This window comes from Bacillus cereus group sp. BfR-BA-01309 (assembly GCF_022664315.1).
Taxonomy (GTDB): Bacteria; Bacillota; Bacilli; order Bacillales; family Bacillaceae_G; genus Bacillus_A; species Bacillus_A mobilis.
In genome coordinates, this window is record NZ_JAKUHE010000008.1 from 28,126 (window position 1) to 53,623 (window position 25,498).

The window sequence follows — 25,498 nt, forward strand, 5'->3', positions numbered from 1 at the left end:
TTCTAATGCAAAATAAAATAGAACGATTTTGGGACAGGCTTCTCCGTTGGGAGAGTCTGTCCCTTTTTTAATGCGTGACAAAAGGTCATCTATTACATAGGCTCCTTTCGTATATAAGGTTGCTTTAATGCGTAACAATTTTACCTTATTGATTTTACGTGATATTTCCGCATAATTGTAACTAAGGGAGATGATTCTAGGTTGAGTGAACTGAATATTAGCACAACAGTTTCGGGAGATATAATTGTTACCAGTCTTATCGGCAAGATTAAAACAGATGATGTTTATGAATGGTTTAATGGCTTCGAGCAAGTTTGTCAGCAATTCATTTCCGAGGGGCGGAAATACAAGGTGTTGGTGGATAGAAAAGGATATACGCCAGATCATTTTTCTGTTCAAAAAGTATGGAAAGATAAGTTTTTCAATGAAACGATTTTGAAACACAGTAAGGCAATTGCTTTTCTTCTTGAAGAAGGGGAGATACTGAATTATTTACAACAGTCCAATACAAAAGAATCTGTAAAATTTTTTGATGATCGTGAACAAGCATTCCTTTGGTTGAATGAATATCCGATATGAAATTGTTAGCGAACCGGTTGCTTAAGTAACTGGTTTTTTTATGCTTGTATGTAGCAGGAAGAAAACTGCTATACGAAATGTTTAGCACTAGAGGACATACATTTTTAATGAGTTAAATATAATTCATAATAGCACCAAGAAGAGAAGAGTACGTTTTACGGTATTAGTTATATGGAAAGGTCGTACGATAGAGTCGCATAAAGTGAGTAAGGGGGATAAATATATGAGTACTTCAAATTTGAATGAAATCAGTAAACAAATTTTAATAGAGGAGGAAACACTTCAATTTTCCTCTTTTACAAATGAAGATGCTTTGCAAATAGGTTTATTTATCGTTGAAACGGCGAGGCAAGAAGGGAAATTGATTGCTGTTGATATAGCGAAAAATGGTGTGCAACTATTTCATTTCAAGATGACAGGGACAACTGCGGAAAATACGCAATGGATTGAGCGTAAAAAACGAGTTGTTTCTTTGCATAATCATAGCTCGTATTATATGCAGATACAAAGTGAAATAACGGGCGTTCCATATAATGAAAAGTATCTTTTAGATAGGTCGGATTATGCTGCGTTTGGTGGATGTTTTCCGGTCCAAATAAAAGATGTAGGGGTTATTGGAATGATAACAGTTTCAGGATTACCACCAGAAGAGGATCATGAATTAGTTATAAGAGCGGTTAAAAATCATTTGAAGCAATAGTAAAAAGGCAAGATTGAACAAGAATATGTTCGGTCTTGCCTTTTTATTATTCAGTTCAACGTATTTCTAATAAGATGTTGCGGGATTAAAATCTTTAATCCGAGACAATTTTCTTGACGATAATAATCTATGTAGTTAATATGTAAGACATAACGTAATCAAATTACTAAAAGTAATTAAGTTATTTTATATAAGTTAAGGCGAGTAAGTAGTATGTGGTAAAAATGCTTTGAATTGCCACTATTAATATTGGGGACAATTAGAAAGCGGCAAATATAAAAAATTAAAAGTTAAGAAGCAAGAGTGGATCAACCATAATGGCAGCTTCTGTACAATGCATTTTTACTATAGTAACAATGACTATACATCACGAGGGGGACTGAAATTGGAATCAATGACCTTTGTTTTATTTGGAGCAACGGGGGATTTAGCTAAAAGAAAAATTTACCCCGCGCTATATAATTTATATAGAGATCAAAAGCTTCCAAAGCAAATATCCGTTATTGGGCTTGGAAGACGTGAAGTATCTCATTTAGATTTTCAAAAAAGAGTAAAAGAATCCATAGAAACTTTTTCGCGTCGCAGGGAAGAAGGTACTCCGGAAGTAGAAGATTTTTTAGAGTATTTTCGTTATTGCCCGTTAGATGTGAATAAGCCGGAAGACTATAAAAGGTTATTACAAGTAGTTCGTGAAAGGGAAGAAGAACAAAATATACAAGGGAATAGAATGTTCTACCTTTCAGTTACTCCTGACTTCTTTGAGACCATTGCTTTAAATATTAAGGGAAGTGGACTCGATGAAACGGATGGCTGGAAGCGCCTAATGATTGAGAAACCGTTTGGTCATGATCTTCCATCTGCTCGAGAGCTGAATGATAAGCTTAGCCGAACGTTTGAAGAAGACGAAATATATCGTATTGATCATTATTTAGGTAAGCCAATGGTTCAAAATATTGAAGCACTTGAATTTGCAAACCCTGTTCTCCAATCGATTTGGAATAAAGAACATATTGCGAATGTACAAATAACAGCGAGTGAAACGGTTGGGGTAGAAGAAAGGGCAGCATATTATGATCATGCAGGAGCAATTCGCGATATGGTTCAAAATCATATGTTGCAAATATTAATGATGACTGCTATGAATTTGCCGGAAAAGATAAATGCATGTGAAATTCGTGAGGAAAAACGAAAGGTAATGGAGACTCTTCGTAAAGTGAAAAAAGAAGACGTTCAGAACCATATCATTCGCGGACAATATGCTTCAGGGGAGATAAAGGGCCAACAAGTTGCAGCGTATAGAGAGGAGCCAGGAGTAAATCCTTCTTCTCAAACAGACACATTTGTTGCGGCTCGCCTATGGATTGATAACCCATTTTGGACTGGCGTTCCATTTTATATACGAACAGGAAAAAGAATGAAAGAAAAATCTACTCGTATTGTAATTGAATTTAAAAATACATTAAAGCAGCAATATCAAGATAGTAATCCAAATGCAGAGCCTAATTTGTTAATCATTGAAATTAGCCCAAATGAAAATGTTTCACTCCAATTAAATAGTAAAAATCCATTGAACAATGGCGAGCTTGAACCGATCCGTATTCATTTTACTTGTGAGCAAACAGGAGTGGGAATACCTGAAGCTTATGAAAGACTTATCTATGATGCTGTATGTGGAGATTCTACATTCTTTGCGCACTGGAGAGAAGTTGAATTGTCATGGGAATGGGTACAGCCAATACTTGAAGCATTCGAGGAAAACTTGTTACCACTTCATGAATATAAGTCGGGTTCGTATGGTCCAGATGCTGCGAATGCTCTGTTACAAGAAAGTGAGTTTAAATGGTGGTTAGATGAGGGATTGAAAAAATAAGTACATCCTTATAAGTAAAGCAATATGACAAAAAGATATTCATCATTGTATTAATGTGTATTTATGATGAAAGGTAATCCAAGGAGGAATTATATTATGAGAGTAGGATTAATTGGTTTAGGTAAAATGGGATTAAATTTAGGGAAGAATTTAATTAATCATAAACATGAAGTAGCAGCATTTGATTTAAATACGAGAGCAGTGGAAGAAATGAAAGAGTACGGTGCTACAGGTACATCTAATTTAAACGAGCTTGTTCAATCATTGGAATCACCAAGAATTCTTTGGGTAATGGTTCCGCACGCTGTTGTTGATTCTGTTATTAATGAGATTACACCGCTTTTATCAAAAGGAGATATTTTAATTGAAGCTGGTAATTCGCATTATAAAGAATCTATTCGCCGATATGAGCAACTAAAGAAAGATGGCATTCACTTTATGGATGCAGGAACTTCGGGCGGAATGGAAGGCGCTCGTAATGGTGCTTGTTACATGATCGGAGGAGATCAAGAAGCTTGGGATATCGTTGAACCTATTTTCCGTGATACAGCTGTAGAAAATGGATTCTTATATGCTGGGAAAGCTGGTAGTGGTCACTTTTTAAAAATGATTCACAACGGAATTGAATACGGAATGATGGCCGCTATTGGTGAAGGATTTGAGGTTTTAGAGAAAAGTGAATTTGACTACGATTATGAAAAAGTATCAAGAGTATGGAACAACGGTTCAGTTATTCGCTCATGGTTAATGGAGTTGACTGAAAATGCATTTTCTAAAGATGCGAAACTGGATGAAATTAAGGGAGTTATGCATTCTTCTGGTGAAGGGAAATGGACAGTAGAAACAGCATTAGATCTTCAAACTGCAACTCCTGTTATCGCAATGTCTTTATTAATGCGCTACCGCTCATTAGACAATGATACATTCACAGGAAAAGTTGTAGCAGCACTGCGCAATGAATTTGGTGGACATGCAGTAGAGAAGAAATAATATAACTCGTTAACGTTTAAAAAATGGAGGGAATAAAACATGAAGTTTTTTATTGATACTGCAAATCTTGAGGACATAAAAAAGGCATATAAACTAGGTGTTTTAGCTGGTGTTACAACGAATCCGTCTTTAGTAGCGAAAGAAGGCATTAAGTTTGAAGACCGTATTGCAGAAATTTGTCAGGCAGTACCTAACGTTGAATCTGTTTCGGCAGAGGTAACGCCAGATGCTGTTACAGCCGAAGAGATGATCGCTCAAGCAGAAGAACTGATTAAAATTAACGGTGGCGATGAAAAAGTTACAATAAAACTTCCGATGACACTAGCAGGATTAGAAGCTTGTCGCTACCTTACTGAAAAAGGTGTGAAAACGAACGTTACACTTATTTTCACTGTGAACCAAGCACTTTTAGCTGCTCGAGCAGGTGCAACGTACGTTTCTCCATTTTTAGGCCGTTTAGATGATATTTCTGAAGATGGCGTATTATTAGTTGCTAAAATTGCGGAATTATTCGATGTTCATCTATTAGATACACAAATTATTGCGGCTTCTGTTAGACACCCAGATCATGTGACGCGTGTAGCGATGGCAGGTGCTCACATTGCAACAATTCCTTATAAAGTAATTGAACAACTTGCTATGCATCCATTAACAGATCAAGGTATTGAAAAGTTTGCTGCGGATTGGGCGAAAGCGCCTAAGTTATAAGGAAGTAAAGTTTTCACAAATTTCTATTTCATGAGAGGACCAATCTCTATGTAACTTCATCCTGTAAAATAAATCCCGAGTTTGGTACCTTATTACATGAAAGCAGCAATATGAAAAGACACCATGCAGTTTCAAAACAGCACAATGGTTATAAAAAGGCCCCATTATGAGAGTGAAGTTTATGAAAACGTAGCTCTCATAATGGAGTGTCTTTTTTGTTATCGAAATAATTTGAAAGGGGTTACATAGTGGGTTCGAAATATATGATTGGTGTAGATATTGGAACAACTAGTACAAAAGCAGTTTTGTTTTCGGTTGATGGATCTGTTATTGCAAGTCATGGAATTGAATATCCTTTATATTCTCCTACGCCAGAAACAGCAGAACAAGATCCAGAAGAGATTTTTCAAGCGGTCATACATACGATTAAAGAAACTATACAATCAAGTAATGTGCAGCCAGGTGATATTCTTTGTGTTTCTTTTAGTTCGGCCATGCATAGTGTCATTGCTGTAGACGAAGCAGGGAAGCCGTTAACGAGATGTATCACTTGGGCAGATAATAGAAGCGCGAGCTGGGCAGAAAAAATAAAGAATGATATGAATGGGCATGAAATTTACCTTCGTACTGGAACACCAATCCATCCTATGTCACCACTTTCGAAATTAGTTTGGCTTAAGAATGAACATGTAGAGTTATTTGCAAAGAGCTATAAATTCATCTCTATTAAAGAGTATGTTTTCTATAAGTTATTTAAGGAATATGTAATTGATTATTCTATTGCATCAGCGACAGGAATGTTCAATTTGAAATCTTTAAAATGGGATGAAGAGGCCTTGCGTGTTGCAGGAATTACAGATGAAAAGCTATCTACAGTTGTTCCAACGACGCACAGTTTAATAGGGATACATGAAGAACTTGCAAGAGAGATGAATGTACTTGTTACTACTCCTTTTATAGTCGGTGCGAGTGATGGGGTACTATCGAATTTAGGTGTAAATGCAATAGAACCTGGAGTAGTTGCTATTACAATTGGTACGAGCGGTGCGGTGCGAGTTGTCACAAATCAGCCTGTAACGGATCCGAAGGGTAGGACTTTTTGTTACGCGTTAACTGAGGACCTTTGGGTAATTGGTGGACCGGTGAATAATGGCGGTATGATTTTTAGGTGGGTTCGTGACCAGTTATGTGCGTTAGAAGTTGAGCAAGGGGAGCGCTTAGGAAAAGATCCTTATGAATTGCTTACGGAAATAGCAGCAAAAGTGAATCCTGGATCTGACGGTTTATTATTTCATCCGTATTTAGCAGGAGAAAGAGCTCCCTTATGGAATGCGAATGCGCGGGGGTCTTTCTTTGGGCTTGGACTACATCATAAGAAAGAACATCTTATCCGTGCTGTTTTAGAGGGAATCATTTATAACTTGTATACAGTGCTTCTTGCTTTAAAAGAGCTAATTGGTGAACCGAAAAAAATTCAAGCGACAGGTGGCTTTGCAAGATCGAAACTTTGGAGACAGATGATGGCAGATATTTTTCATCAAGACGTATACGTTCCAGAAAGTTTCGAAAGCTCTTGCTTAGGAGCGGCAATCCTTGGGTTATATAGTTTAGGTGAAGTAGACTCATTACACGTAGTTTCTGAAATGGTAGGTGCCAACTTTTATCATGAGCCAAACATGGAAAGTGTGGAGAAATATAAAGAGTTAACACCGATCTATATTCGTTTGGCACGTCATCTGGAAGAAGAATATGAAAGTATAGCAGCTTTTCAGAAAAAGTGGATTTAGAGGCTATTTGGCAGGAAAATATGGTAACTTATAAAGAGGTACTCAAGTTTTTTTAGATGTTCTTTCAAAAAATAGTTTAAGGTTTTTCTGTAAAAAATATGATGAACAAAAACTATAGGGAGAGGGTTATGAAAATGGCGGATAACAAAGAGTTTATTGGATATGTTGGAACGTACACGAAAGAAAATAGTGAAGGGATATATAAGTTTACGTTAGACACGGCAGCGCAAAAAATTAGTAATGTAACACTTGCGGCTAAGCTGGATAACCCTACATATGTAACAATCAGCAAAAATAATGAATATCTCTATTCTGTTGTAAAAGAAGGAGAAGCTGGTGGTGTAGCTGCTTATTCGATTCATAGTCATACTGGAGAGCTAACAGAACAAAACAGACAAGTAGTAGAAGGGGCTTCTCCTTGTCATATTAGTGTCGATAGTGGAAATCGTACGGTAGTTACAGCGAATTACCATAAAGGGACGATTGAGTCTTTTGTAGTAAATGAGGAAAATGGAACTGTAAATGCTGCTTTATCTATTATGACGCATAAAGGTTCAGGTCCGAATAAAGAAAGACAAGAAAAACCACATGCACATTACGCGGGATATACTCCTGATGAAAAATATGTGGTAGGTGTTGATTTAGGGATTGATAAAATACTTACGTATGAAATAAAAGATAGTAAGTTAAAAGAAGTGAATAGCTTGTCTGTGAACCCAGGAAGTGGTCCGAGACATATTACTTTTCATCCGAACGGAAAGCACGCTTATGTGATGACTGAACTTAGCTCGGAAGTTATTGCATTATCATATAATCCGGAAGAGGGATCCTTTACAGAGTTGCAGTATATTTCTACTGTTCCGAAAGAATTTGATGACAATAGTCAAGGAAGTGCGATTCATATTTCTTCTGACGGCCGTTTTGTATATGCAGCGAACCGTGGCCATAATAGTATTGTTGTTTTCAGTGTGGATCAAAATTCAGGTGAGCTTACATTTGTTGCACATACATCTACAGAGGGAAATTGGCCGAGGGACTTTGTATTAGATCCGACTGAAAAGTTTCTTATTGCTACAAATGAAAAGTCACATAATCTTGTGCTATTTTCAAGAAATGAAACGACAGGGGAGTTAACACTGTTACAATCTGATGTTGTTGTACCAGAGCCTGTTTGTGTGAAGTTTTTGAACGTTTAATTTGAGTTGAAATTCTGTTCGATATATTTGAAAAATCGTTGATATAATTTCAAATCCCCCAAAACAGTAAAAAAGCAAAGCGATATCGCTTTGCTTTTTATTGTTTCTTTTTAGGTCTACGTACTAATTCGCCGCCGCAGTTTGGGCAAACGTTTTGTCTTTCTTCTGTACAGGGTGCACAAAATGTACATTCATACACGCAAATGTAAGCTTCGGAATTTGATTCGAGAGATTGATCGCAAATTTGACAGTTTGTTTTCATTTCGAGTGCCATAGTAAGTCTCCTTTTAATTTGAATATTTGTAATTTAATTATAATTCATTTAATAGAAACTGTCTTTTTCAATTGAAAGGAAATTGCAGGATAAAGTTATGAATTGAAATGAAAGATGCTCTTTTATATTAAAATTGATTATTTTATGCAGTTAGAATATTATGAAATAGTTAAAAGACAACAGGGGGTATATATTTTGACTAATCATAATGATCATTTAAAAGCAGACTGCGAAAAATGCTTCGGTCTATGTTGCGTGGCGTTACCATTCGCAGCATCGATAGATTTTGCGGTGAATAAAGATGGCGGGAAACCATGTTCTAACTTACAATCAGATTATAAATGTAGCATACATAAAAATCTTAGAGAAGAAGGTTATAAAGGTTGTACAGTATTTGAATGTTTCGGTGCTGGGCAGAAGATTTCGCAAGTTACGTTTAACGGGATTGATTGGCGGAAAGATGCTAAGCATGCGAGAAAAATGTACGATGCTTTTCCAGTTATGCATCAGCTTCATGAAATACTGTGGTATTTGAATGAGGCTATTCTGTTAAAGGCGACACAACCGATTCATAAAGAACTAAGTAAAGCGATTGAAGAAACGGAGCGCCTTTCAAATTTAACTGCGGACGAGTTAATGAAAGTAAATATTCCATTACATCGTGCAGAAGTAAATGTGTTACTTTTAGAAACGAGTGAGCTCGTTTGGAAGGAAATGAATGCAACGCATAAGAAACGAATGAGTCATCGCGGAGCAGACCTTATGGGAGCGAATTTGAAAAAGAAAGATTTGCAAGGAGCGAATTTAAGAGGAGCTTACTTAATTGCGGCAAACTTAAATAGAGCAAACTTAAGAGGAGCAGATCTTATCGGAGCAGATTTGCGAGATGCAGATATTCGCGGAGCTGATTTTACAAATAGTATTTTTCTGACGCAAGTTCAAATTAACGCGGCGAAAGGGGATACACATACGAAATTACCGAAAATGTTGTCCCGTCCATCGCATTGGAGTGCGTAAAGAATGTGGAACAGGCAGAGATTAAAAATCTCTGCCTGTTTTTTCATTTCTCTTCAAAAGTAGTAATAAAAACACTACATATAATAAGAATACCACCGATAAAAAAGTTACTATTTAATGTTTCATTTAATAAGAGCCAACCAAGTAACGACCCGACGATAGGTTGGAAGAAGAAAAATAATGATCCGATGCTTGCGTCCATTAATTCTAATCCTTTATTCCAAAGGAAAAAGGCACCTGCTGTTGAGACGACTCCTAAGTAAACCACGCCTAATATTACGTACGTATTTACTGTTTCGAAAGAGGTTGATTGTAGTTCCCATATCATAAAAGGTGTAATAAAAAAGAGTGAAAAGAAAATGGCGTACGTTGTAATAACTAAAGATGAAAATTGAGCGGAAGCGATTTTCACATAAATGGATAATAAAGCCCACGTAATAGCTGCTCCAACTAATATGATTGTACCGATAAAATAGGAGCCAATTTCAATATCCCATCCAATGACGATAATGACACCGATTGTCGCTATTATAGTAGATAGCAGTCTACGGGCGGTTAGCTTTTCTTTTAAAATGATCGCTGCAAATATAACCATAAATGCTGGAGTGGCTGATGTTACTAACGAGCCTGTATGAGCGTCGGATAATTTTGTACCGATAAATTGACATGTAATTGAAATGAAATACCCGATAAATCCAATCCAAGCGAATAATAGCCAATCTTTTTTGCGAATGGTTACTTTCTTCTTTTGCTTTGTCTCAGCTATTTTCAAAATGAAATATAAAACAACGAAAGCAATGATAAAGCGTAGCCAAACGAGTGTCAATGGTGGGATAAAGTCGAGTACGTATTTACTAACAACATACATACCGCCCCATATACTAGCTGCTAGTGATAAACATATAGCTCCTAAAATTGTTTGTTTCATGTAAAGTACCTCCGTCTATTTTTAGGGTATTATGAGTTCCCTAAGACGAGGCATAGTGTTATGTGTTATATGAATGCCCGCCTTAGTTTATAGGCGGCCTACAGGTTGATCGTTTTCGAATGAAGTGTTGTAGTACATGAGTGCATTCCTCCTTCATAATTTTATAATGATATTATAACTTAATTTTCAGTTTATTGAGATGTTTCTTTAGAAAATGGAAATGGTGGTTGTCTAAGAAAGCATAGTATATGGTAGAAAAACATATTTTTAAAATAAAAGAAACCAATTACATAACTGATAAGTATAGTAAGAGTAGGATGAAAAAGTAGATTAATAGAGAACGAGGAGGAGATTGTTATAACTACAACCGTTATTTCTCATTTTTATAACGAAGAGTATTTATTACCGTGGTGGCTTGCTCATCATACGAAACTGTTTGATCATGGCATTTTAATTAATAAAGGTTCAACAGATCGTTCGGTTGAAATTTGTAAAAAATTCGCACCACACTGGGAAGTGCGAGATTCTGCAAATCCGGAATTTGATGCACTAGCGACAGATCATGAAGTGATGATGGTAGAACAAGAAGTAAAGGGATGGAAAATGATTTTAAATACGACTGAGTTTCTTTGTGTGCAAGATAAAAATCAGTTTTGGAAATCACTGAATGAATTGGGAGGGAGAATGTATTGGCTGGAAGGGCTTATTATGGTCGATGATCTTAACTATAATTATCCGGATCTTAACTTTGGAATACCTTTAATGAAACAGCGATTTCACGGCTATTTACCAGAAGATTGGGCGTTATGGAGAAGAGGTAGATTTATTCATAATCATGGACATGGAAGTTATACGGTTGGAAGACATTTATCTGCACATGAATCTATGATTTATCCGCCACTTGCTTGTATATTATGGTTTGGATTTAGTCCGTGGAATGATGCGATGAGAAAGAGAAAGTTACAAATTGGTCCGACTCTTTCTGAAGCTAGTAAGCATGGGGGAATGGGAACGCATCATATTATAACATCTGAAAAATTAGAAGAATGGTATAAGGATTTAGCGAGAGGAGCGAAGGATTTACGTTTTAGTGGTGCGTATCGTTATGTTTTTTTATAAATGATTCCCACCATAAAATTGTTTCTTCGATTCCTGTATTTAGATCGTATGTTGGTTTCCAGTTTACTTCATTTTTTAAACGTTCTACATTAACGCCGACGAATAAAGGTTCATCTTTAGAGAAAGGGATCGCACCTAGTTTAATTAAATGTTCTTTTCCTATCTTTTTAGCAATGATAGAAGCTAATTTTTTAATTTGTACAGATTGACCAGAAGCGATATTGATTGTGCCTGTAACGTCGTGTTCTAATACTGTTACGAGAGCATCAGCGACGTCACCCACATGGAGGAAATCTCTTGATTGTTTTCCGTGTGTACATAGTGCTTCCTCATTTTTTAATAAGGAAGTGATAATGTTAGAAACGAGCCGATTCCCTTGTTCGTGAGGGCCATACATATGGAAAATGCGGCCCCAACACATGCTGAGGCCTGTTTGCTCAGCGTATGATTGTAGCCAGGAGTGTAGTGCGTTTTTACATAATGAATACGGGGTTTTATAGGAAAGAAGCGGTGAATCTTCAAATAGTACGCCGTTAAACCATTCATACTCTGCGCCAGTACCTGCAACAACGATTCGCTCTCCGCCGCATGTTGTGAAGTGTTGAATTAATGAGATGCTAGATGTAAGCCAATAGTAATTATGAATAGATACATAACACGCTGGCGGCACTGCTTCCCAAGCTAAATGAATGAGATGACTAGGCTTCATGTCGTAAATGAGTTTTTTTACTTCTTCATCGCAAAGTAAGTTTACTTTATGCCAATGGCAAGAAAGGTGAGAAGGTTTATTTGTATTGTAAGTGGCGTGCACTTCATAGCCCTTTTGTATAAGAGAATTTACAACATATTTACCAATCCATCCACTACCGCCTGTTATAAGGATTTTTTTCATGGCTCAATTACCTCAACTTCTGGTATCGTTACTAAAAATTTTCCGCCCCATTCGCGAATGAAAGAGCATTCTTTCATAATTTCATCTTTTAAATTCCAAGGGAGAATGAGGATGTAATCAGGTTTTGTACGCTTAATTTCTTCTGGAGATTGTATTGGAATACGGGTTCCTGGTAGAAGGAGATTTTGTTTGTGAGGGTTTTTATCTACTGTATAAGCTAGAAATTCTTTTCCTATCCCGCAATAATTTAAAAGGGTGTTTCCTTTAGCAGGAGCACCGTAACCGATAATTTGCTTGTGTAAAGCTTTCGCTTCGATAAAAAATTTTAAAATGTTTATTTTCAATTGTTCGATATGTTTTGAGAAAAGGAGATAGCAATCTAATGTATCTAGCCCGTGATCTACTTCTTTTTGGATTAAGTTTGTAACATTGGAATGGATAGTGGATGAGTCATTATGATGGTTTATAAAAATACGCAATGAACCACCGTGCGTTGCAAGTTCTTCTACATCGACAATTTGTAAATGGTGATGAGCTAAAACTTTTTGAAGACTTATAAGTGAGAAATAGGAGAAGTGCTCATGATAGATCGTATCAAACTGTTTACATGATATGAGGTTTAATAAGTGCGGGAATTCAATTGTTATCGTGCCATCTTGTTTTAATAACGTTTTTAAACCGGCGACAAAATCATGTAAGTTCGGAACGTGTGCTAATACGTTATTTGCGACGATTAAATCTGCTTGCGGTAACTCTTTTGCTAAATCATTGCTGAAAAAATTTACTTCAGTAGGAATACCTTTTTGGATAGCGATTTCTGCTACATTTTTTGCTGGTTCAATTCCTAGTGTTTCGATATTTTCTTTTTGAAAGTATTGTAATAAGTATCCGTCGTTACTCGCGATTTCAATTACTTTCGAATGGTTTGTTAAGTTAAAACGCTTAATTGCCATTTCTACATATTGCTTTGCGTGTAGTAGCCAGCTTGATGAGTAAGAACTGAAGTATAAATAGTCATGAAAAATATTGTGCGGAGATTCAAATTCATCTAATTGTACAAGTAAACAAGAGTTACAAACAAATGTGTGCAGCGGATAAAATGGTTCCATTTTATATGAGTTTTCAGGAGCTACAAATGAGTTAGCGAGAGGGGAAACTCCTAAATCTAAAAAAGTATTTGTTAGTAATGAGTGGCAAAAACGGCATTTTTTCTGTTCCATTTTATAGCCCCCTTATAAATTTTTGAATGCATCGATTTGTTGTCGCGTGAAAGGTTCCATATTTTCACCAGATGCATATTTTTTGTACCAATCAACAGTCCAAGCGATAGAATGGTCTGTTGATAACTTAGGTGTCCAACCGAGTTTATTTATTGCTTTTGTACTATCGAGTGTTAAAATAGGTGATTCATAAGGAGTGTCTGTATGAGGGGAAAGGATTGTTAGTGGTTGATTCCATAATTTCATTATAGATTGAATGACATCATGAACGGTTCTGTTAGGTTCATTCATCGGACCGAAATTCCACGCTTCTGCATATTCGGCGTCTTGCCAAAGTTTTTCGGCTAGAAGGGTATAGCCATGCAAAGGGTCTAATACATGTTGCCACGGGCGAATAGCGTGTTTGTTTCTAATATTTAATGTAGCATCTTGTAAATATGCACGAATGACATCTGGGAATAATCGGTCTTCTGCCCAATCACCACCGCCGATGACGTTACCCGCTCTTACTGAGGCAAGTTTTTGCGTATGGGTGCGGAAAAATGATTTTTGATAGGAAGTTGCAACTAGTTCAGCACACGCTTTACTAGCACTATAAGGGTCAAAACCACCTAACCGGTCACTTTCCACGAATGCCTGGTTACCGCTCCCGTCATTTTCATAGCATTTATCACTTGTAACATTAATGATACTACGTATACTTTCTATCTGTTTTGCGGCTTCTAATACGTGAACAGTACCTAAAACATTCGTTTTAAATGTTTCGATAGGATTTTTGTATGAAATGGTGACGATTGGCTGGGCTGCTAAATGAAATAGTATGTCCGGGTTATGTTGCTGTAGGGCACGGAATAAAGAATCGTAATCTGTAATGTCGCCATTAATTGTTATACATTCTTTTGCTACGTTACCTTGTTCAAAAAGGTTAGGGATGGATGGAGGATGAGAAGAGTAGCCGATTACTTCTGCACCTAATGAAGTTAAAAAAAGGGTGAGCCATGAACCTTTAAAGCCGGTATGTCCTGTAATAAATACTTTTTTCTTATTCCAAAAAGATGATGAAGCCATATTACCAAACCTTCCACGGAGCGTTATTATTTTCCCATAGCTCGACTAATTTATTTTTATCGCGCAATGTATCCATCGGATGCCAAAAACCAGTATGCTGAAATGCGGCTAATTCGTTTTTGTTTACTAGCTGAACTAAAGTGTCTGTTTCAAAAACTGACTTCTCTCCACTGATGTAATTGAAAACATCAGGATTTAAAATGAAAAATCCACCGTTAACCCATCCACCATCACCTAAAGGTTTCTCTTGAAAAGATGTGACAGACTGTTTATCTAAGACGAGAGAACCGAATCTCCCAGGAGGTTGTACGGCTGTAACAGTAGCTATTTTTCCGTGTTTTTTATGAAATGCAATAAGATCTTGTATATTTACATTGCTTAATCCATCACCATAAGTAAGGCAAAAAGGTTCATCCCCGACGTAATTTTGTATTTTTTTAACCCGTCCACCCGTTTCAGTATTTAGACCGGTATCAATCAGTGTAACTTTCCACGGTTCAATACGATGAGAATGGCTAGTAATTGTATTGTCGCTTAAATGGATTGTGAAATCTGACATGTGTAAGTTGTAATTTAGAAAGAATTCTTTAATTGCATATCCTTTATAGCCTAAGCAAATAATAAACTCAGTAATGCCGTAATGACTATACAAACTCATAATGTGCCATAGAATAGGCTTTGTTCCAATTTCAATCATAGGTTTTGGTTTTAAATGTGTTTCTTCCCCAATCCGAGTCCCGTATCCACCAGCAAGAATAACAGCTTTCATTTTTTTCCTCCTAAAATAAAAAATATAGCATATACAGTATTCATATTGTATGCAAACGCTTTTGTTTTTGACTAAGTGTATACAAATGAGTGAAGAGTATTAAGGTTTGAATTTGGGGAATAACTGTTGAAATTCAGGGTGGTTACGTAGGTCTTGTATTGAGCTATTAAGGGTTAAAAATCGAGTTTCAAGTTCGTCAGAGGACTGGCCATAATGTGTTTGGAGTCCCATTTGAATACCCATTTTTGAAAGGGTAGGTGTAATTTGTAGTTTTCTTGCCTTTGCCCGATCATTCCAAGGACTAAAATAAAATTTTAAAATGAAAGAAGGGTAGTTATAAACGATATGTTGGTGTCGCGAATAATGTCTACCAGGGAAATACGCGCCATCAAGATGGTTGTGTATAAATCTCCAGGCACATCCCAATGCTGGATTATAAGGGAAAAGTCCATGATATCGTTGTTCTACTAATGGGATAGAATATCTTAATTTTGAATAATTGTAATCATGCTTATCAATCATGACAATCATTCTAATCGCATACATATTTTGGTTTAGCGTATGAAGTGATGAGAAAAATTTATCTACATTATTACAACAAAGAAATTCCGTAGTATTTAATACCATCTTCCAACCTGAAACTTCTCTTTCAATTTCCATCACTTCAATATCAGTATTAGTGGGATCGAAATCAAGAAATCTCGAATTTCGTACTTCCCAGTTGGGAGCAAATAATTTACAAATCTCAACGGAACGATCTGTAGAACCTCTATTAATTAATATGCCGTGATCAAATATTTTTGTATGATGCATAAGCCACCATGGTAATAAATATTCCTCATTATAAAAGTGAGAGATAATTGTCCTAGTGATTTTAATCTCCTCCAATTACATAAATAATGATTTTATTTCAATATTATTATCATATGTTTTATCTTAAGTAAGGTTGAAAGAAACGTGTGATTCCATTTTTATATTTTGGTATCGATATATCAAAAAAACAGTAATCAAACTATATAGATAGAATTATAGAGTGTGAATATACTAGATACTTAGATGGCATGTGAAATTTTGTATAAATTATGAATAAGAAACCGTCACGTTTGACTGTACAGTTTATGTATTGTATGATGGTAGTAATATAAACAAGGGGGGAAGATCGTTGGGAAGGTGTATCGAATCGGACAGTTGGCTCTCATGGCTCACGTGTCGAAACGAACGATTGATTATTATACGAATCTAGGAATCTTAAAAGCGGAGCGATCTCAATCTAATTATCGCTATTACGACGAAACAGCATTTGAGACATTACAATTTATTGAGAAGTGCAAAGAAATGCATATGCCGCTTTGTGAGATTAAAGAGAAAATCGAGGAGAAGAAGAAGCTGCTCGGTATCAATGAACACGTTTCGAAACAAGTGAATGAAGTGACAGACCATATTCATCGATTAGAAGCAGAGTTAACGGAGTTAAAGCCGCTTTTAGATGGATTGACTGATTCACAACGTGAAAAAATATCGAAATCTTTATCTGGTCAAACGACAGCTTTAATACAGACACTTGCTCTATTATTATAGAAAAAAGTGAAATCCGACCTCTTTAATTTTTGTATCGGGCTATGTTTTCTAGTGAACAAATAAGAAAACATTATAGTATACAGGAGGTGGACACCTTAGTTTTTTAAACTAAGGGGATTCATTGGAAATATTTAATTTAGTCATGGTTGCGATTTTAATCGCATTTACTGGATTTTTCGTAGCAGCAGAGTTTGCGATTGTAAAGGTACGTTCAAGTCGTATTGATCAGCTTGTTGCGGAAGGGAAACGCGGTGCTTTAGCAGCGAAAAAAGTAACAACAAATTTAGATGAATATTTATCTGCTTGTCAATTAGGTATTACAGTTACAGCTATGGGATTAGGTTGGTTAGGTGAACCGACAATTGAAAAGTTATTACACCCGTTATTTGAGAAATGGAACATAAATCCTTCTATCTCATCAGTATTAACATTTGGTCTTGCTTTTATGTTAATGACGTATTTACACGTTGTAGTAGGGGAATTAGCTCCGAAAACGATGGCAATTCAAAAGGCTGAACAAGTAACGTTGTTATTGGCAGGTCCGTTAATGATGTTTTATAAAGTCATGTATCCATTTATTTGGGTATTAAACGGTTCAGCTCGTGTTGTAACTGGCTTATTCGGTTTAAAACCAGCTTCAGAACATGAAGTAGCTCATACAGAGGAAGAATTACGCCTTATCCTTTCAGAGAGTTATGAAAGTGGCGAAATTAATCAGGCTGAATACAAGTATGTAAATAACATTTTTGAATTTGATAATCGTATTGCAAAAGAGATTATGGTACCGCGAACAGAAATCATTGGTTTCTACCTGGAAGATTCAGTAGAAGAACACATGAAAGTAATCCAAAATGAACGATACACACGTTATCCGATTTTTGGAGAAGATAAAGATGATATTATCGGTATGGTCAATGTAAAAGATTTCTTTATTCGATATATGAACAACGATAAAGAAGATTTATCATCGATTCGCACGTATATGCGTCCGATTATTGAAGTGATGGAAACGACTCCAATTCACGATTTATTACTTCAAATGCAGAAGAAGCGAATTCCGATGGCTGTTTTATATGATGAGTACGGAGGAACAGCAGGGATTGTAACGCTTGAAGACATCTTGGAGGAAATCGTCGGCGAAATTCGTGACGAATATGATGAAGATGAAGCACCACCAATTCAGCATGTGAATGAGCACCATAAAATCGTTGATGGAAAAGTGCTTATTTCAGAAGTAAAAGATTTGTTTGGATTACACATTGAAGAAGACGATGTGGATACAATCGGTGGCTGGATTATGATGCAAAATCATGAAATTGAAGAAGGACAACATGTTGAGGCAGAAGGCTATGAATTTAAAGTGTTAGAAAAAGACGCTTACCAAATTAAACGTGTTGAAATTCGTAAGATGGAACAAGAGCAAGAAGAAGAGAAAGCAGCAACTGTGTAAGTTGCTGCTTTTCTTCTAAAGTATAAAAAATGCGAAATTAGGAGCGGATATTTTGATTCAAGTAGCCTTACGTGTATATCGATTACAATTGTATGCGATCTTTAGTGGTTTACTACTTATGTGGACGATTACTCCGTTTGGAAAACAAGTAACAGGGTTTGGTATCGGATTAGCTGTAAGTGCATATTGTCTTTGGTTATTAGCTCGCAGAGTGGAGAAACTGGGGAAAAGTATCGTAATGAAAGAAAAGGCTCCTGGATTAGGAGTTTTAAACCGATTTGCAGCAGCCATTTTAGGAGCCATTATCATGTATGAAATTGAGCATGAAATGGAAATGTGGGCATTTGGTACAGGCATTTTAGGTGGTCACTTTTTAATGATTGCAAATTTAGCCTATGCGAATATGCAGTTAGTGAAAGAGGAAGAGAAGCAAAGAGAACATGCTTCGAAAAACATAGAGCTATGATGAAAGGGGCCTAATGGGGTTCCTTTTTGTGTTTAAAGCGAGCTAATGAAAGGAATCAAATTTACGACAAATATAATACGCTTCTTTTTTACGTTTTTCAATAGTATGAAAAATATTGTAAAAAAATTTAAAAAGCCATCGATTTCTAAAGGTTATGTATGTTATTATGACAAAAGACTTTTTGAAAGAGGTGGATACCAATGTTACAAGCGTTACTTATTTTTGTGCTTCAAATTATTTACGTTCCAATTTTGACAATCCGTACGATTTTGCTTGTAAAGAATCAAACAAGATCCGCTGCTGGTGTTGGATTGTTAGAAGGGGCTATTTACATTGTCAGTTTAGGTATTGTGTTTCAAGATTTATCAAATTGGATGAACATCGTTGCCTATGTCATTGGCTTTAGTACAGGACTATTATTAGGCGGTTATATAGAGAATAAATTAGCAATTGGTTATATTACGTATCAAGTTAGTTTACTAGACCGTTGTAATGAATTAGTAGATGAATTACGTCACTCTGGATTTGGCGTTACAGTATTTGAAGGTGAAGGTATTAATTCAATCCGTTATCGCTTAGATATCGTTGCAAAGCGTTCTAGAGAAAAAGAACTGTTAGAAATTATTAATGAAATTGCACCGAAAGCGTTTATGTCTTCTTATGAAATCCGTTCATTTAAAGGTGGATATTTAACGAAGGCAATGAAGAAGAGAGCGTTAATGAAAAAGAAAGATCATCATGCATCGTAAAGACAAGGGAGTAGTGCAGCTTTAAAAGCATGGCATAATCCCCAAAATAAAAAAGAGAGGAATCTAGTTTGAAAAAGATTCCTCTCTTTTTTATGTGTTATTTTTTTCTGCCTTTACATCGTTAGGGGATAAGGAGTCTTGTATATAAATCATGCACATCATGTACTAGATGTGCATAAAATACGTGGAATAGTTATGTCTTTATTAGAAAGGCATCGATGAAAATTAGGACATCTTTATATCATGCATTTGTCCTAACTTAGTATTTTTTGATTGATATATATAAGATGACAAGTGAGACAGGAGTGATAATGTTTGGCAGCAACAATATCGGGAATTGTATTTAATGATTTAAATCACAATGGTCAATTTGATCCTGGAGAGCCAGGAATACCTAATGTTTTTGTTGTTTTATTTAGCAGTACGGCAGCAACATGTATAACTACCCAAACAGATATAAATGGAAATTATAGTTTTACTGTCACTGCGGCAGGAACTTATACTGTATATGAACCTGTCGCTAATCCAGGTGATACTTGCCCACCTACAAATTTCACTCAACCTGATGGATTTACTATGTCAAATGGACCGAGAAAATTAACAATTACTGTTACCGCAGTTCAAATTAATAATGGTGCAACAATTGCGAATCAAAATTTTAGCCACGATACTGTTAATAACCCTTTAGGGTGTACGACAACTATGATTCAATTTGCAGGTACCCCATCCATTTGGTATAACATCAATGTTGTAACTGGTGCAACAGTGATTCAAGGAACGGTAACGCCCCCTGTAAATATAAATGCTATTGCATATAATACTTTGGATAATTATATTTATGGATATGATCAATTAAATAATAACATTGTACGTGTAGATAACAGTGGAAACGTAACAGCTCTATTTCCTCTACCAACAGGATTGCCAGTGGATAATTATAACGTTGGAGCTTTTGATCTTAATGGATTTCTATATATTTCTGTTAATGATATTGCAAGATTCTATGTAATTGATTTGCGGCCAAATTCTGCAACATTTATGAAACTAGTAAATCCAGCAACTGGATATACAGAACAAACAAGTAATTTTGGCGTTGGTTTGAGTACAACATTAAACGTAAGTGATTGGGTATATAAGCCGTCCGATAATTTTTTATATGGCATAACGCCAACCGGTATCGCTATAAGGATAAGCCCCACGACAGGCCAAATTACAAATTTAACGACAACACCTCAAAATACAGGACCTTTCGGAGCAATTGCGTTGGACTCAAATGGTGTAATCTATGCAATTTCTAACCCAACTGGTAATATATATCGATACATTATCGCTGGTAATACCGCAACCGCCGCATTATTTTCTAGCACCGTTACAACCTCATTTAATGATGCAACTATGTGTCTACTAGCTGAAATTAACGTAGATTTTGGTGACGCCCCAAATACTGCTCCAGGTAACGGACCAGATAATTATTCTACGTTACTAGCTAATAATGGACCGCGTCACGGAATTGTAAATGAACTAGTATTAGGGACAAAAGTTACAGCGGAAACAGATGCTTATCAAAACCCCACGGCAACAGGTGACGATATTTCAAAAGGTATTCAAGATGACGGCTTAACAGTTCCTCTTGCTACACTTTCTGTTAGTGCTACTAGTTATTCGTTAAGTGTAACTGTAACGAATGAAACAGGAAGCGATGCTAATTTATATGGATGGGTTGACTTTAATGAGGATGGAATATTTCAAGGTAATGAAGGAGCGGTTGTTCAAGTTGTGCCTTCAGCTGCAGGGACTCAAAACGTTATCCTCAACTTCACGGTACCACCGGGTGTAATATTAACTCCAGGTCACACTTTTGTAAGACTTAGGTTAACGACAGATAATCTTATTAATCAAAATGCCGGAACTCCAACATCAGTGGATACAAGGAGTGTAGGTCCTGCCTCTGACGGAGAAGTAGAAGATTATATTTTACAAGTGAATAATGTTGCTGATTTAATGGTTGTGAAAACGAATAGTTTAACTCCAGTGCTACCGGGACAACAAGTGGTTTACACAATACAGGTAACGAATAATGGACCTGATACAGCTCAAGATGTAACGCTTACTGATGATATTCCAGCTGAGATTTTAAATCCTGAGTACAGCTTAGATGGGGGTATTACTTTTCAACCTTGGACTGGAAGTTTAAGTCTAGGGACACTTCTAGCTGGTGGTACGGTACAAGTTTTAATTCGAGGAACGGTTAGTGGGACTGCTTCGGGGACGATTGCAAATACAGCAGTTGTTAGTAGTACAACATTCGATCCAAATCTGGAAAATAACTCAGATACCTCTTTTGTTCCTGTTGGGTCAGCAGCAGATATTTCTGTTGTTAAAACAGCGAGTCCATCACCTGTTGTAGCTGGTGAACTACTCACTTATACGTTGGTAGTGTCGAATGCGGGACCGAATGATGCACAGAATGTAACGTTAACAGACGTCATACCGAGTGAAGTTTTAAGTCCGCAATTTTCAATTGACGGTGGCGTTACCTTTAATCCGTGGCCTGGTACTCTTCCTCTAGGAACTTTGGTAAATGGTGTGATAGTAACGGTGCTGATACGAGGAACGGTAAGTACTTCTGCTACTGGGACAATTACAAACACAGCTACTGTGGATTCTACTACTCCAGACCCCGATCCAGAAAACAACTCCTCAACAGTTAGTACCCCTGTTAATGCTTCAGCGGACGTTGCTATTATTAAAACGGCAAGTCCAAATCCAGTGAGTGGTGGAAACTTGCTCACTTACACACTTCTTGTATCTAATTTAGGTCCATCAGATGCAGAGAATGTAACTGTAACGGACGCTATACCAAGTGATATTATAAATCCGGAGTATTCAACAGACGGAGGCATAACATTTAATCCATGGCCGGGAACTCTCTCATTAGGGACCTTGGTAAATGGTGCAACAGAAACGATATTGATTCAAGGAACGGTAAGTACTTCTGCTACTGGAACTATTACAAATACGGCTACTGTAGAATCAACAACTCCTGATCCTGATCCAACGAACAACACTTCAACAGTTGATACAACGGTAAGTGAATCGGCGGATATTTCTGTGGTGAAATTAGGAATTCCTACTCCAGTAATAGCTGGTCAGGTAATCACATATACAATCATAGTATCGAATGCAGGTCCATCAGATGCAGAGAATGTAACGTTAACAGATGCTATACCAAGTGTGGTATTAAATCCGGAATATTCAACAGACGGAGGGGTAACGTTTAATCCGTGGCCTGGCTCAATCAGTTTAGGTACGGTGTTAAACGGAACATCGGATACAGTGTTGATTCGGGGGACGGTAAGTGCTTCTGCTAATGGGACTATAACAAATATAGCAACCGTAGATTCTACTACCCCAGACCCTGATCTAACTAATAACACCTCAACTTTCGAAACACCGGTTGAAACTTTAGCGGATATTTCAGTGGTGAAAACGGGAATCCCGAATCCAGTGCTTTCGGGAAGTGTGTTAACTTATACAATCGTAGTATCGAATGCAGGTCCATCAGATGCTCAAAATGTTGTACTCTCAGATGCGGTACCAGGTGAGATTTTGAGTCCGGAGTATTCAACGGATGGAGGCATAACATTTAATCCATGGCCGGGGTTTGTTAATCTAGGTACACTAGCAAATGGTGCCTCCCAAACAGTTATCATAAGGGGAACTGTGAACGGGTCTGCAACGGGATTAATTACGAACACTGCCGTAGTAAGTAGTACCACACCGGACCCTGATCCAACAAACAATATATCCACGGAGTTTACCGCGGTAAATACTTCAGCTGATATTTCTGTGGTGAAAACAGATAGCCCAAGTCCAGTAATTGCAGGAAGTTTACTAACTTATACTGTGGTAGTATCAAATGCAGGTCCAAACGATGCATTGAATGTAACGTTGACAGATGCCGTACCAAGTGAAATTTTAAGTCCGGTATATTCAACAGACGGAGGAATCACTTTTAATCCATGGCCGGGTTCACTCAATCTAGGTACCCTAGCCAACGGTACTTCTCAAACAATTATAATAAGAGGCAATGTGAATCCATTGGCTACGGGATTGATAACGAACACAGCAACCGTAAATTCGACCACTCCAGACCCCGATCCAGAAAATAACACCTCAACAGTCGTTACACCGATAAATACTGAAGCTAATATTTCTGTGGTGAAAACAGCAACCCCAGATCCTGCTATTGCTGGTGAAGTACTCACTTATAGTGTCGTAGTATCAAATGCAGGTCCAAACGATGCATTGAATGTAACGTTGACAGATGCTATACCAAGTGAGATTTTAAACCCAGAGTTTTCGATAGATGGAGGAGTAACGTTTAATCCATGGCTAGGTTCTGTCGATTTAGGCACAGTCGCAAATGGGGCTTCAGTAACTGTCTTAATCCGCGGAATGGTAAGTGCTTCTGCTATGGGAACAATCACAAACACAGCAACTGTAGAATCTACTACTCCAGATTCAGATCCATCAGACAACACAACAACAATTGATACACCTATTATTGCTTCAGCTGATATTTCTGTGGTGAAAACAGGTAGTCCAACTCCAGTAAACGCAGGAGAGCTACTCACTTATACACTGGTAGTATCAAATGCCGGACCGTCAGATGCAGATGCTGTTACATTGGTAGATGCTGTATCAAAGAGAATCCTAAATCCGGAGTTTTCATTGGATGGAGGAGTAACGTTTAATCCATGGCTAGGTTCTATCGATTTAGGTACAATACCAAACGGTTCTTCAGTAACTGTTTTAATCCGAGGAACAGTGAAATCATCTGTTACTGGTTTTGTTAGAAATACAGCAGTAGTTAGCTCTCCTACACCAGATCCAGATTTAGGGAATAACAGTTCGACTGAAGTTACACCAGTAACAGAGTCAGCTGATATTTCAGTAGTGAAAATGAGTCGCCCGAACCCAGTAAATGCGGGAGAGCTAATCTCTTACAGATTGGTTGTATCAAATGCAGGTCCATCAGATGCTCAAAATGTTACACTCACGGATGTGATACCGAGTGAGATTTTGGATCCCGTATTTTCAGTAGATGGGGGAAATACTTTCAATCCATGGCTTGGTTCTATTTCGCTAGGAACATTAGCTAGTGGGACATCAGTAACGGTCTTTATTCAAGGGCTGGTAAGTTCTTCAGCTCTAGGAGTAATCACAAATACAGCAACCGTAAATTCGACTACTCCAGACCCTGATCCGACCAATAATACTTCAACTACCGATACAACGGTAAATACGTCAGCTGATATTTCTGTTGTGAAAGTAGGAAGTACAGTACCAGTGGCGGTAGGACAGTTAATGACTTATGTTATCGTAGTGTCGAATTTAGGTCCATCAGATGCGGGTGCTGTCACAGTAACTGATACGATACCAAGTGAACTTACGAACGTGGAATTTTCAATAGATGGAGGAGTAACGTTTAATCCATGGCTTGGTTCTACCAATATTGGTGATTTACCAAAAGGAGAGTCATCCATCATTTTAATAAGAGGGGTAGTGAGTTCTGCGGCTAATGGATTTATTATCAATACTGTAACTGCAAACTCAATCACGCCTGATCCGAATCCTGATAACAACACATCTACCGCTGTGACGCCTGTAAGTGAATCAGCTGACGTTTCAATAATAAAAACAGTGAATGCAAACACAATACCTCCAGGTGGATTCCTAACTTACACATTGTTTGTATCGAATGCCGGTCCATCAAGTGCGCAGAATGTCGTTGTAACAGATACAATACCGAGTCAACTTAACAATGTGGAGTTTTCAGTAGATGGAGGAGTAACATTTAGTCCGTGGATGGGGACACTAAATTTAGGAACATTGGCTAGTGGTGCCTTTGTTACTATCATTATTAGAGGATTTGTAAGTCCGAATGCAATCGGGTTTATAATAAATACGGCTACTGTTAGTAGTGACACACCTGATCCAAATCCTACAAATAATTCTTCAACGGTTATAACACCAATTGTTGCTGAGCCTGTGCAAATCATTCCGTGTTTCCCACGACATGATTGTATTAAGCACAAGAGTAGAACATGTAAATAATAATTTAGATTCGTTTTA

20 protein-coding genes and 1 pseudogene are annotated in these 25,498 nt (G+C 37.1%); 14 read left to right on the top strand and 7 right to left on the bottom strand.

The genetic code is table 11. The features are described 5' to 3' along the window. Positions 1 to 127 precede the first annotated feature (127 nt). From MR115_RS16170 to MR115_RS16200, 7 genes and pseudogenes are all read left to right on the top strand, one after another. Positions 128 to 579 (top strand): annotated as a pseudogene (locus MR115_RS16170) (STAS/SEC14 domain-containing protein). A 223-nt stretch (positions 580 to 802) separates the two neighbouring features. Beyond that, positions 803 to 1,279 carry a heme-degrading domain-containing protein gene (locus tag MR115_RS16175; RefSeq protein WP_061678964.1) on the top strand — a complete coding sequence of 159 codons (477 nt, stop codon included), beginning with the start codon at positions 803 to 805 and terminating at the stop codon, positions 1,277 to 1,279. A 385-nt stretch (positions 1,280 to 1,664) separates the two neighbouring features. Beyond that, on the top strand, positions 1,665 to 3,149 hold the full coding sequence (gene zwf / locus MR115_RS16180; RefSeq protein WP_242241973.1) for a glucose-6-phosphate dehydrogenase: 1,485 nt from the start codon (positions 1,665 to 1,667) through the stop codon (positions 3,147 to 3,149). 96 nt (positions 3,150 to 3,245) lie between these two features. Continuing rightward, on the top strand, positions 3,246 to 4,139 hold the full coding sequence (gene gnd, locus MR115_RS16185; RefSeq protein WP_242241974.1) for a phosphogluconate dehydrogenase (NAD(+)-dependent, decarboxylating): 894 nt from the start codon (positions 3,246 to 3,248) through the stop codon (positions 4,137 to 4,139). 39 nt (positions 4,140 to 4,178) lie between these two features. Then, complete coding sequence (gene fsa / locus MR115_RS16190) at positions 4,179 to 4,847, top strand: fructose-6-phosphate aldolase (RefSeq protein ID WP_000667684.1); 669 nt, start codon at positions 4,179 to 4,181, stop codon at positions 4,845 to 4,847. A gap of 245 nt (positions 4,848 to 5,092) precedes the next feature. Further along, complete coding sequence (gene gntK / locus MR115_RS16195; protein WP_242242147.1) at positions 5,093 to 6,634, top strand: gluconokinase; 1,542 nt, start codon at positions 5,093 to 5,095, stop codon at positions 6,632 to 6,634. Positions 6,635 to 6,768: 134 nt separating this feature from the next. Next, positions 6,769 to 7,830, top strand: coding sequence for a lactonase family protein (locus tag MR115_RS16200; protein ID WP_242242148.1), 1,062 nt, complete (start codon positions 6,769 to 6,771; stop codon positions 7,828 to 7,830). Between the two features lie 97 nt (positions 7,831 to 7,927). On the opposite strand, the gene MR115_RS16205 is transcribed toward MR115_RS16200, so the two are convergent. Continuing rightward, complete coding sequence (locus tag MR115_RS16205; protein WP_002146550.1) at positions 7,928 to 8,104, bottom strand: DUF1272 domain-containing protein; 177 nt, start codon at positions 8,102 to 8,104, stop codon at positions 7,928 to 7,930. Between the two features lie 195 nt (positions 8,105 to 8,299). On the opposite strand from MR115_RS16205, the gene MR115_RS16210 reads away from it, so the two are divergent. Continuing rightward, positions 8,300 to 9,121, top strand: a complete 822-nt coding sequence (locus MR115_RS16210) for a pentapeptide repeat-containing protein (protein ID WP_242241975.1) — start codon at positions 8,300 to 8,302, stop codon at positions 9,119 to 9,121. 43 nt (positions 9,122 to 9,164) lie between these two features. On the opposite strand, the gene MR115_RS16215 is transcribed toward MR115_RS16210, so the two are convergent. After that, positions 9,165 to 10,049 (bottom strand): DMT family transporter, encoded by an 885-nt coding sequence (locus MR115_RS16215; RefSeq protein ID WP_242241976.1) that lies wholly within the window; start codon positions 10,047 to 10,049, stop codon positions 9,165 to 9,167. A gap of 333 nt (positions 10,050 to 10,382) precedes the next feature. Here MR115_RS16215 and MR115_RS16220 point away from each other — a divergent pair, with 333 nt between their 5' ends. Beyond that, the gene (locus tag MR115_RS16220) at positions 10,383 to 11,168 is read left to right on the top strand and encodes a glycosyltransferase family 2 protein (RefSeq protein ID WP_242242149.1); all 786 of its coding nucleotides are present in this window, start codon (positions 10,383 to 10,385) and stop codon (positions 11,166 to 11,168) included. On the opposite strand, the gene MR115_RS16225 is transcribed toward MR115_RS16220, so the two are convergent. The 5 genes from MR115_RS16225 to MR115_RS16245 form a co-directional block, all read right to left on the bottom strand. Further along, positions 11,137 to 12,060 carry an NAD-dependent epimerase/dehydratase family protein gene (locus MR115_RS16225; protein WP_242241977.1) on the bottom strand — a complete coding sequence of 308 codons (924 nt, stop codon included), beginning with the start codon at positions 12,058 to 12,060 and terminating at the stop codon, positions 11,137 to 11,139. The genes MR115_RS16220 and MR115_RS16225 overlap by 32 nt on opposite strands. After that, a complete protein-coding gene (locus MR115_RS16230; protein WP_242241978.1) occupies positions 12,057 to 13,280 on the bottom strand; it encodes a class I SAM-dependent methyltransferase in 1,224 nt (407 codons plus the stop codon). Before MR115_RS16230 ends, MR115_RS16225 begins: the two co-directional genes overlap by 4 nt. A gap of 12 nt (positions 13,281 to 13,292) precedes the next feature. Continuing rightward, positions 13,293 to 14,348, bottom strand: coding sequence for a CDP-glucose 4,6-dehydratase (gene rfbG, locus MR115_RS16235; protein ID WP_242241979.1), 1,056 nt, complete (start codon positions 14,346 to 14,348; stop codon positions 13,293 to 13,295). Between the two features lies 1 nt (position 14,349). Continuing rightward, entirely contained in the window at positions 14,350 to 15,117 is a 768-nt protein-coding gene (gene rfbF / locus MR115_RS16240; protein WP_061678953.1) for a glucose-1-phosphate cytidylyltransferase, read from the bottom strand. A gap of 99 nt (positions 15,118 to 15,216) precedes the next feature. Then, complete coding sequence (locus MR115_RS16245; RefSeq protein WP_242241980.1) at positions 15,217 to 15,930, bottom strand: glycosyltransferase family 2 protein; 714 nt, start codon at positions 15,928 to 15,930, stop codon at positions 15,217 to 15,219. A 357-nt stretch (positions 15,931 to 16,287) separates the two neighbouring features. Here MR115_RS16245 and MR115_RS16250 point away from each other — a divergent pair, with 357 nt between their 5' ends. From MR115_RS16250 to MR115_RS16270, 5 genes are all read left to right on the top strand, one after another. Beyond that, positions 16,288 to 16,695 (top strand): MerR family transcriptional regulator, encoded by a 408-nt coding sequence (locus tag MR115_RS16250; RefSeq protein WP_000285637.1) that lies wholly within the window; start codon positions 16,288 to 16,290, stop codon positions 16,693 to 16,695. A 121-nt stretch (positions 16,696 to 16,816) separates the two neighbouring features. Continuing rightward, complete coding sequence (locus MR115_RS16255; RefSeq protein ID WP_242241981.1) at positions 16,817 to 18,145, top strand: hemolysin family protein; 1,329 nt, start codon at positions 16,817 to 16,819, stop codon at positions 18,143 to 18,145. A 52-nt stretch (positions 18,146 to 18,197) separates the two neighbouring features. Further along, the gene (locus tag MR115_RS16260; protein ID WP_212955390.1) at positions 18,198 to 18,611 is read left to right on the top strand and encodes an ATP synthase subunit I; all 414 of its coding nucleotides are present in this window, start codon (positions 18,198 to 18,200) and stop codon (positions 18,609 to 18,611) included. A 200-nt stretch (positions 18,612 to 18,811) separates the two neighbouring features. Next, a complete protein-coding gene (locus MR115_RS16265) occupies positions 18,812 to 19,360 on the top strand; it encodes a DUF2179 domain-containing protein (RefSeq protein WP_002172712.1) in 549 nt (182 codons plus the stop codon). Between the two features lie 315 nt (positions 19,361 to 19,675). Further along, positions 19,676 to 25,480 (top strand): DUF7507 domain-containing protein, encoded by a 5,805-nt coding sequence (locus tag MR115_RS16270; protein WP_242241982.1) that lies wholly within the window; start codon positions 19,676 to 19,678, stop codon positions 25,478 to 25,480. Positions 25,481 to 25,498: the final 18 nt, after the last annotated feature.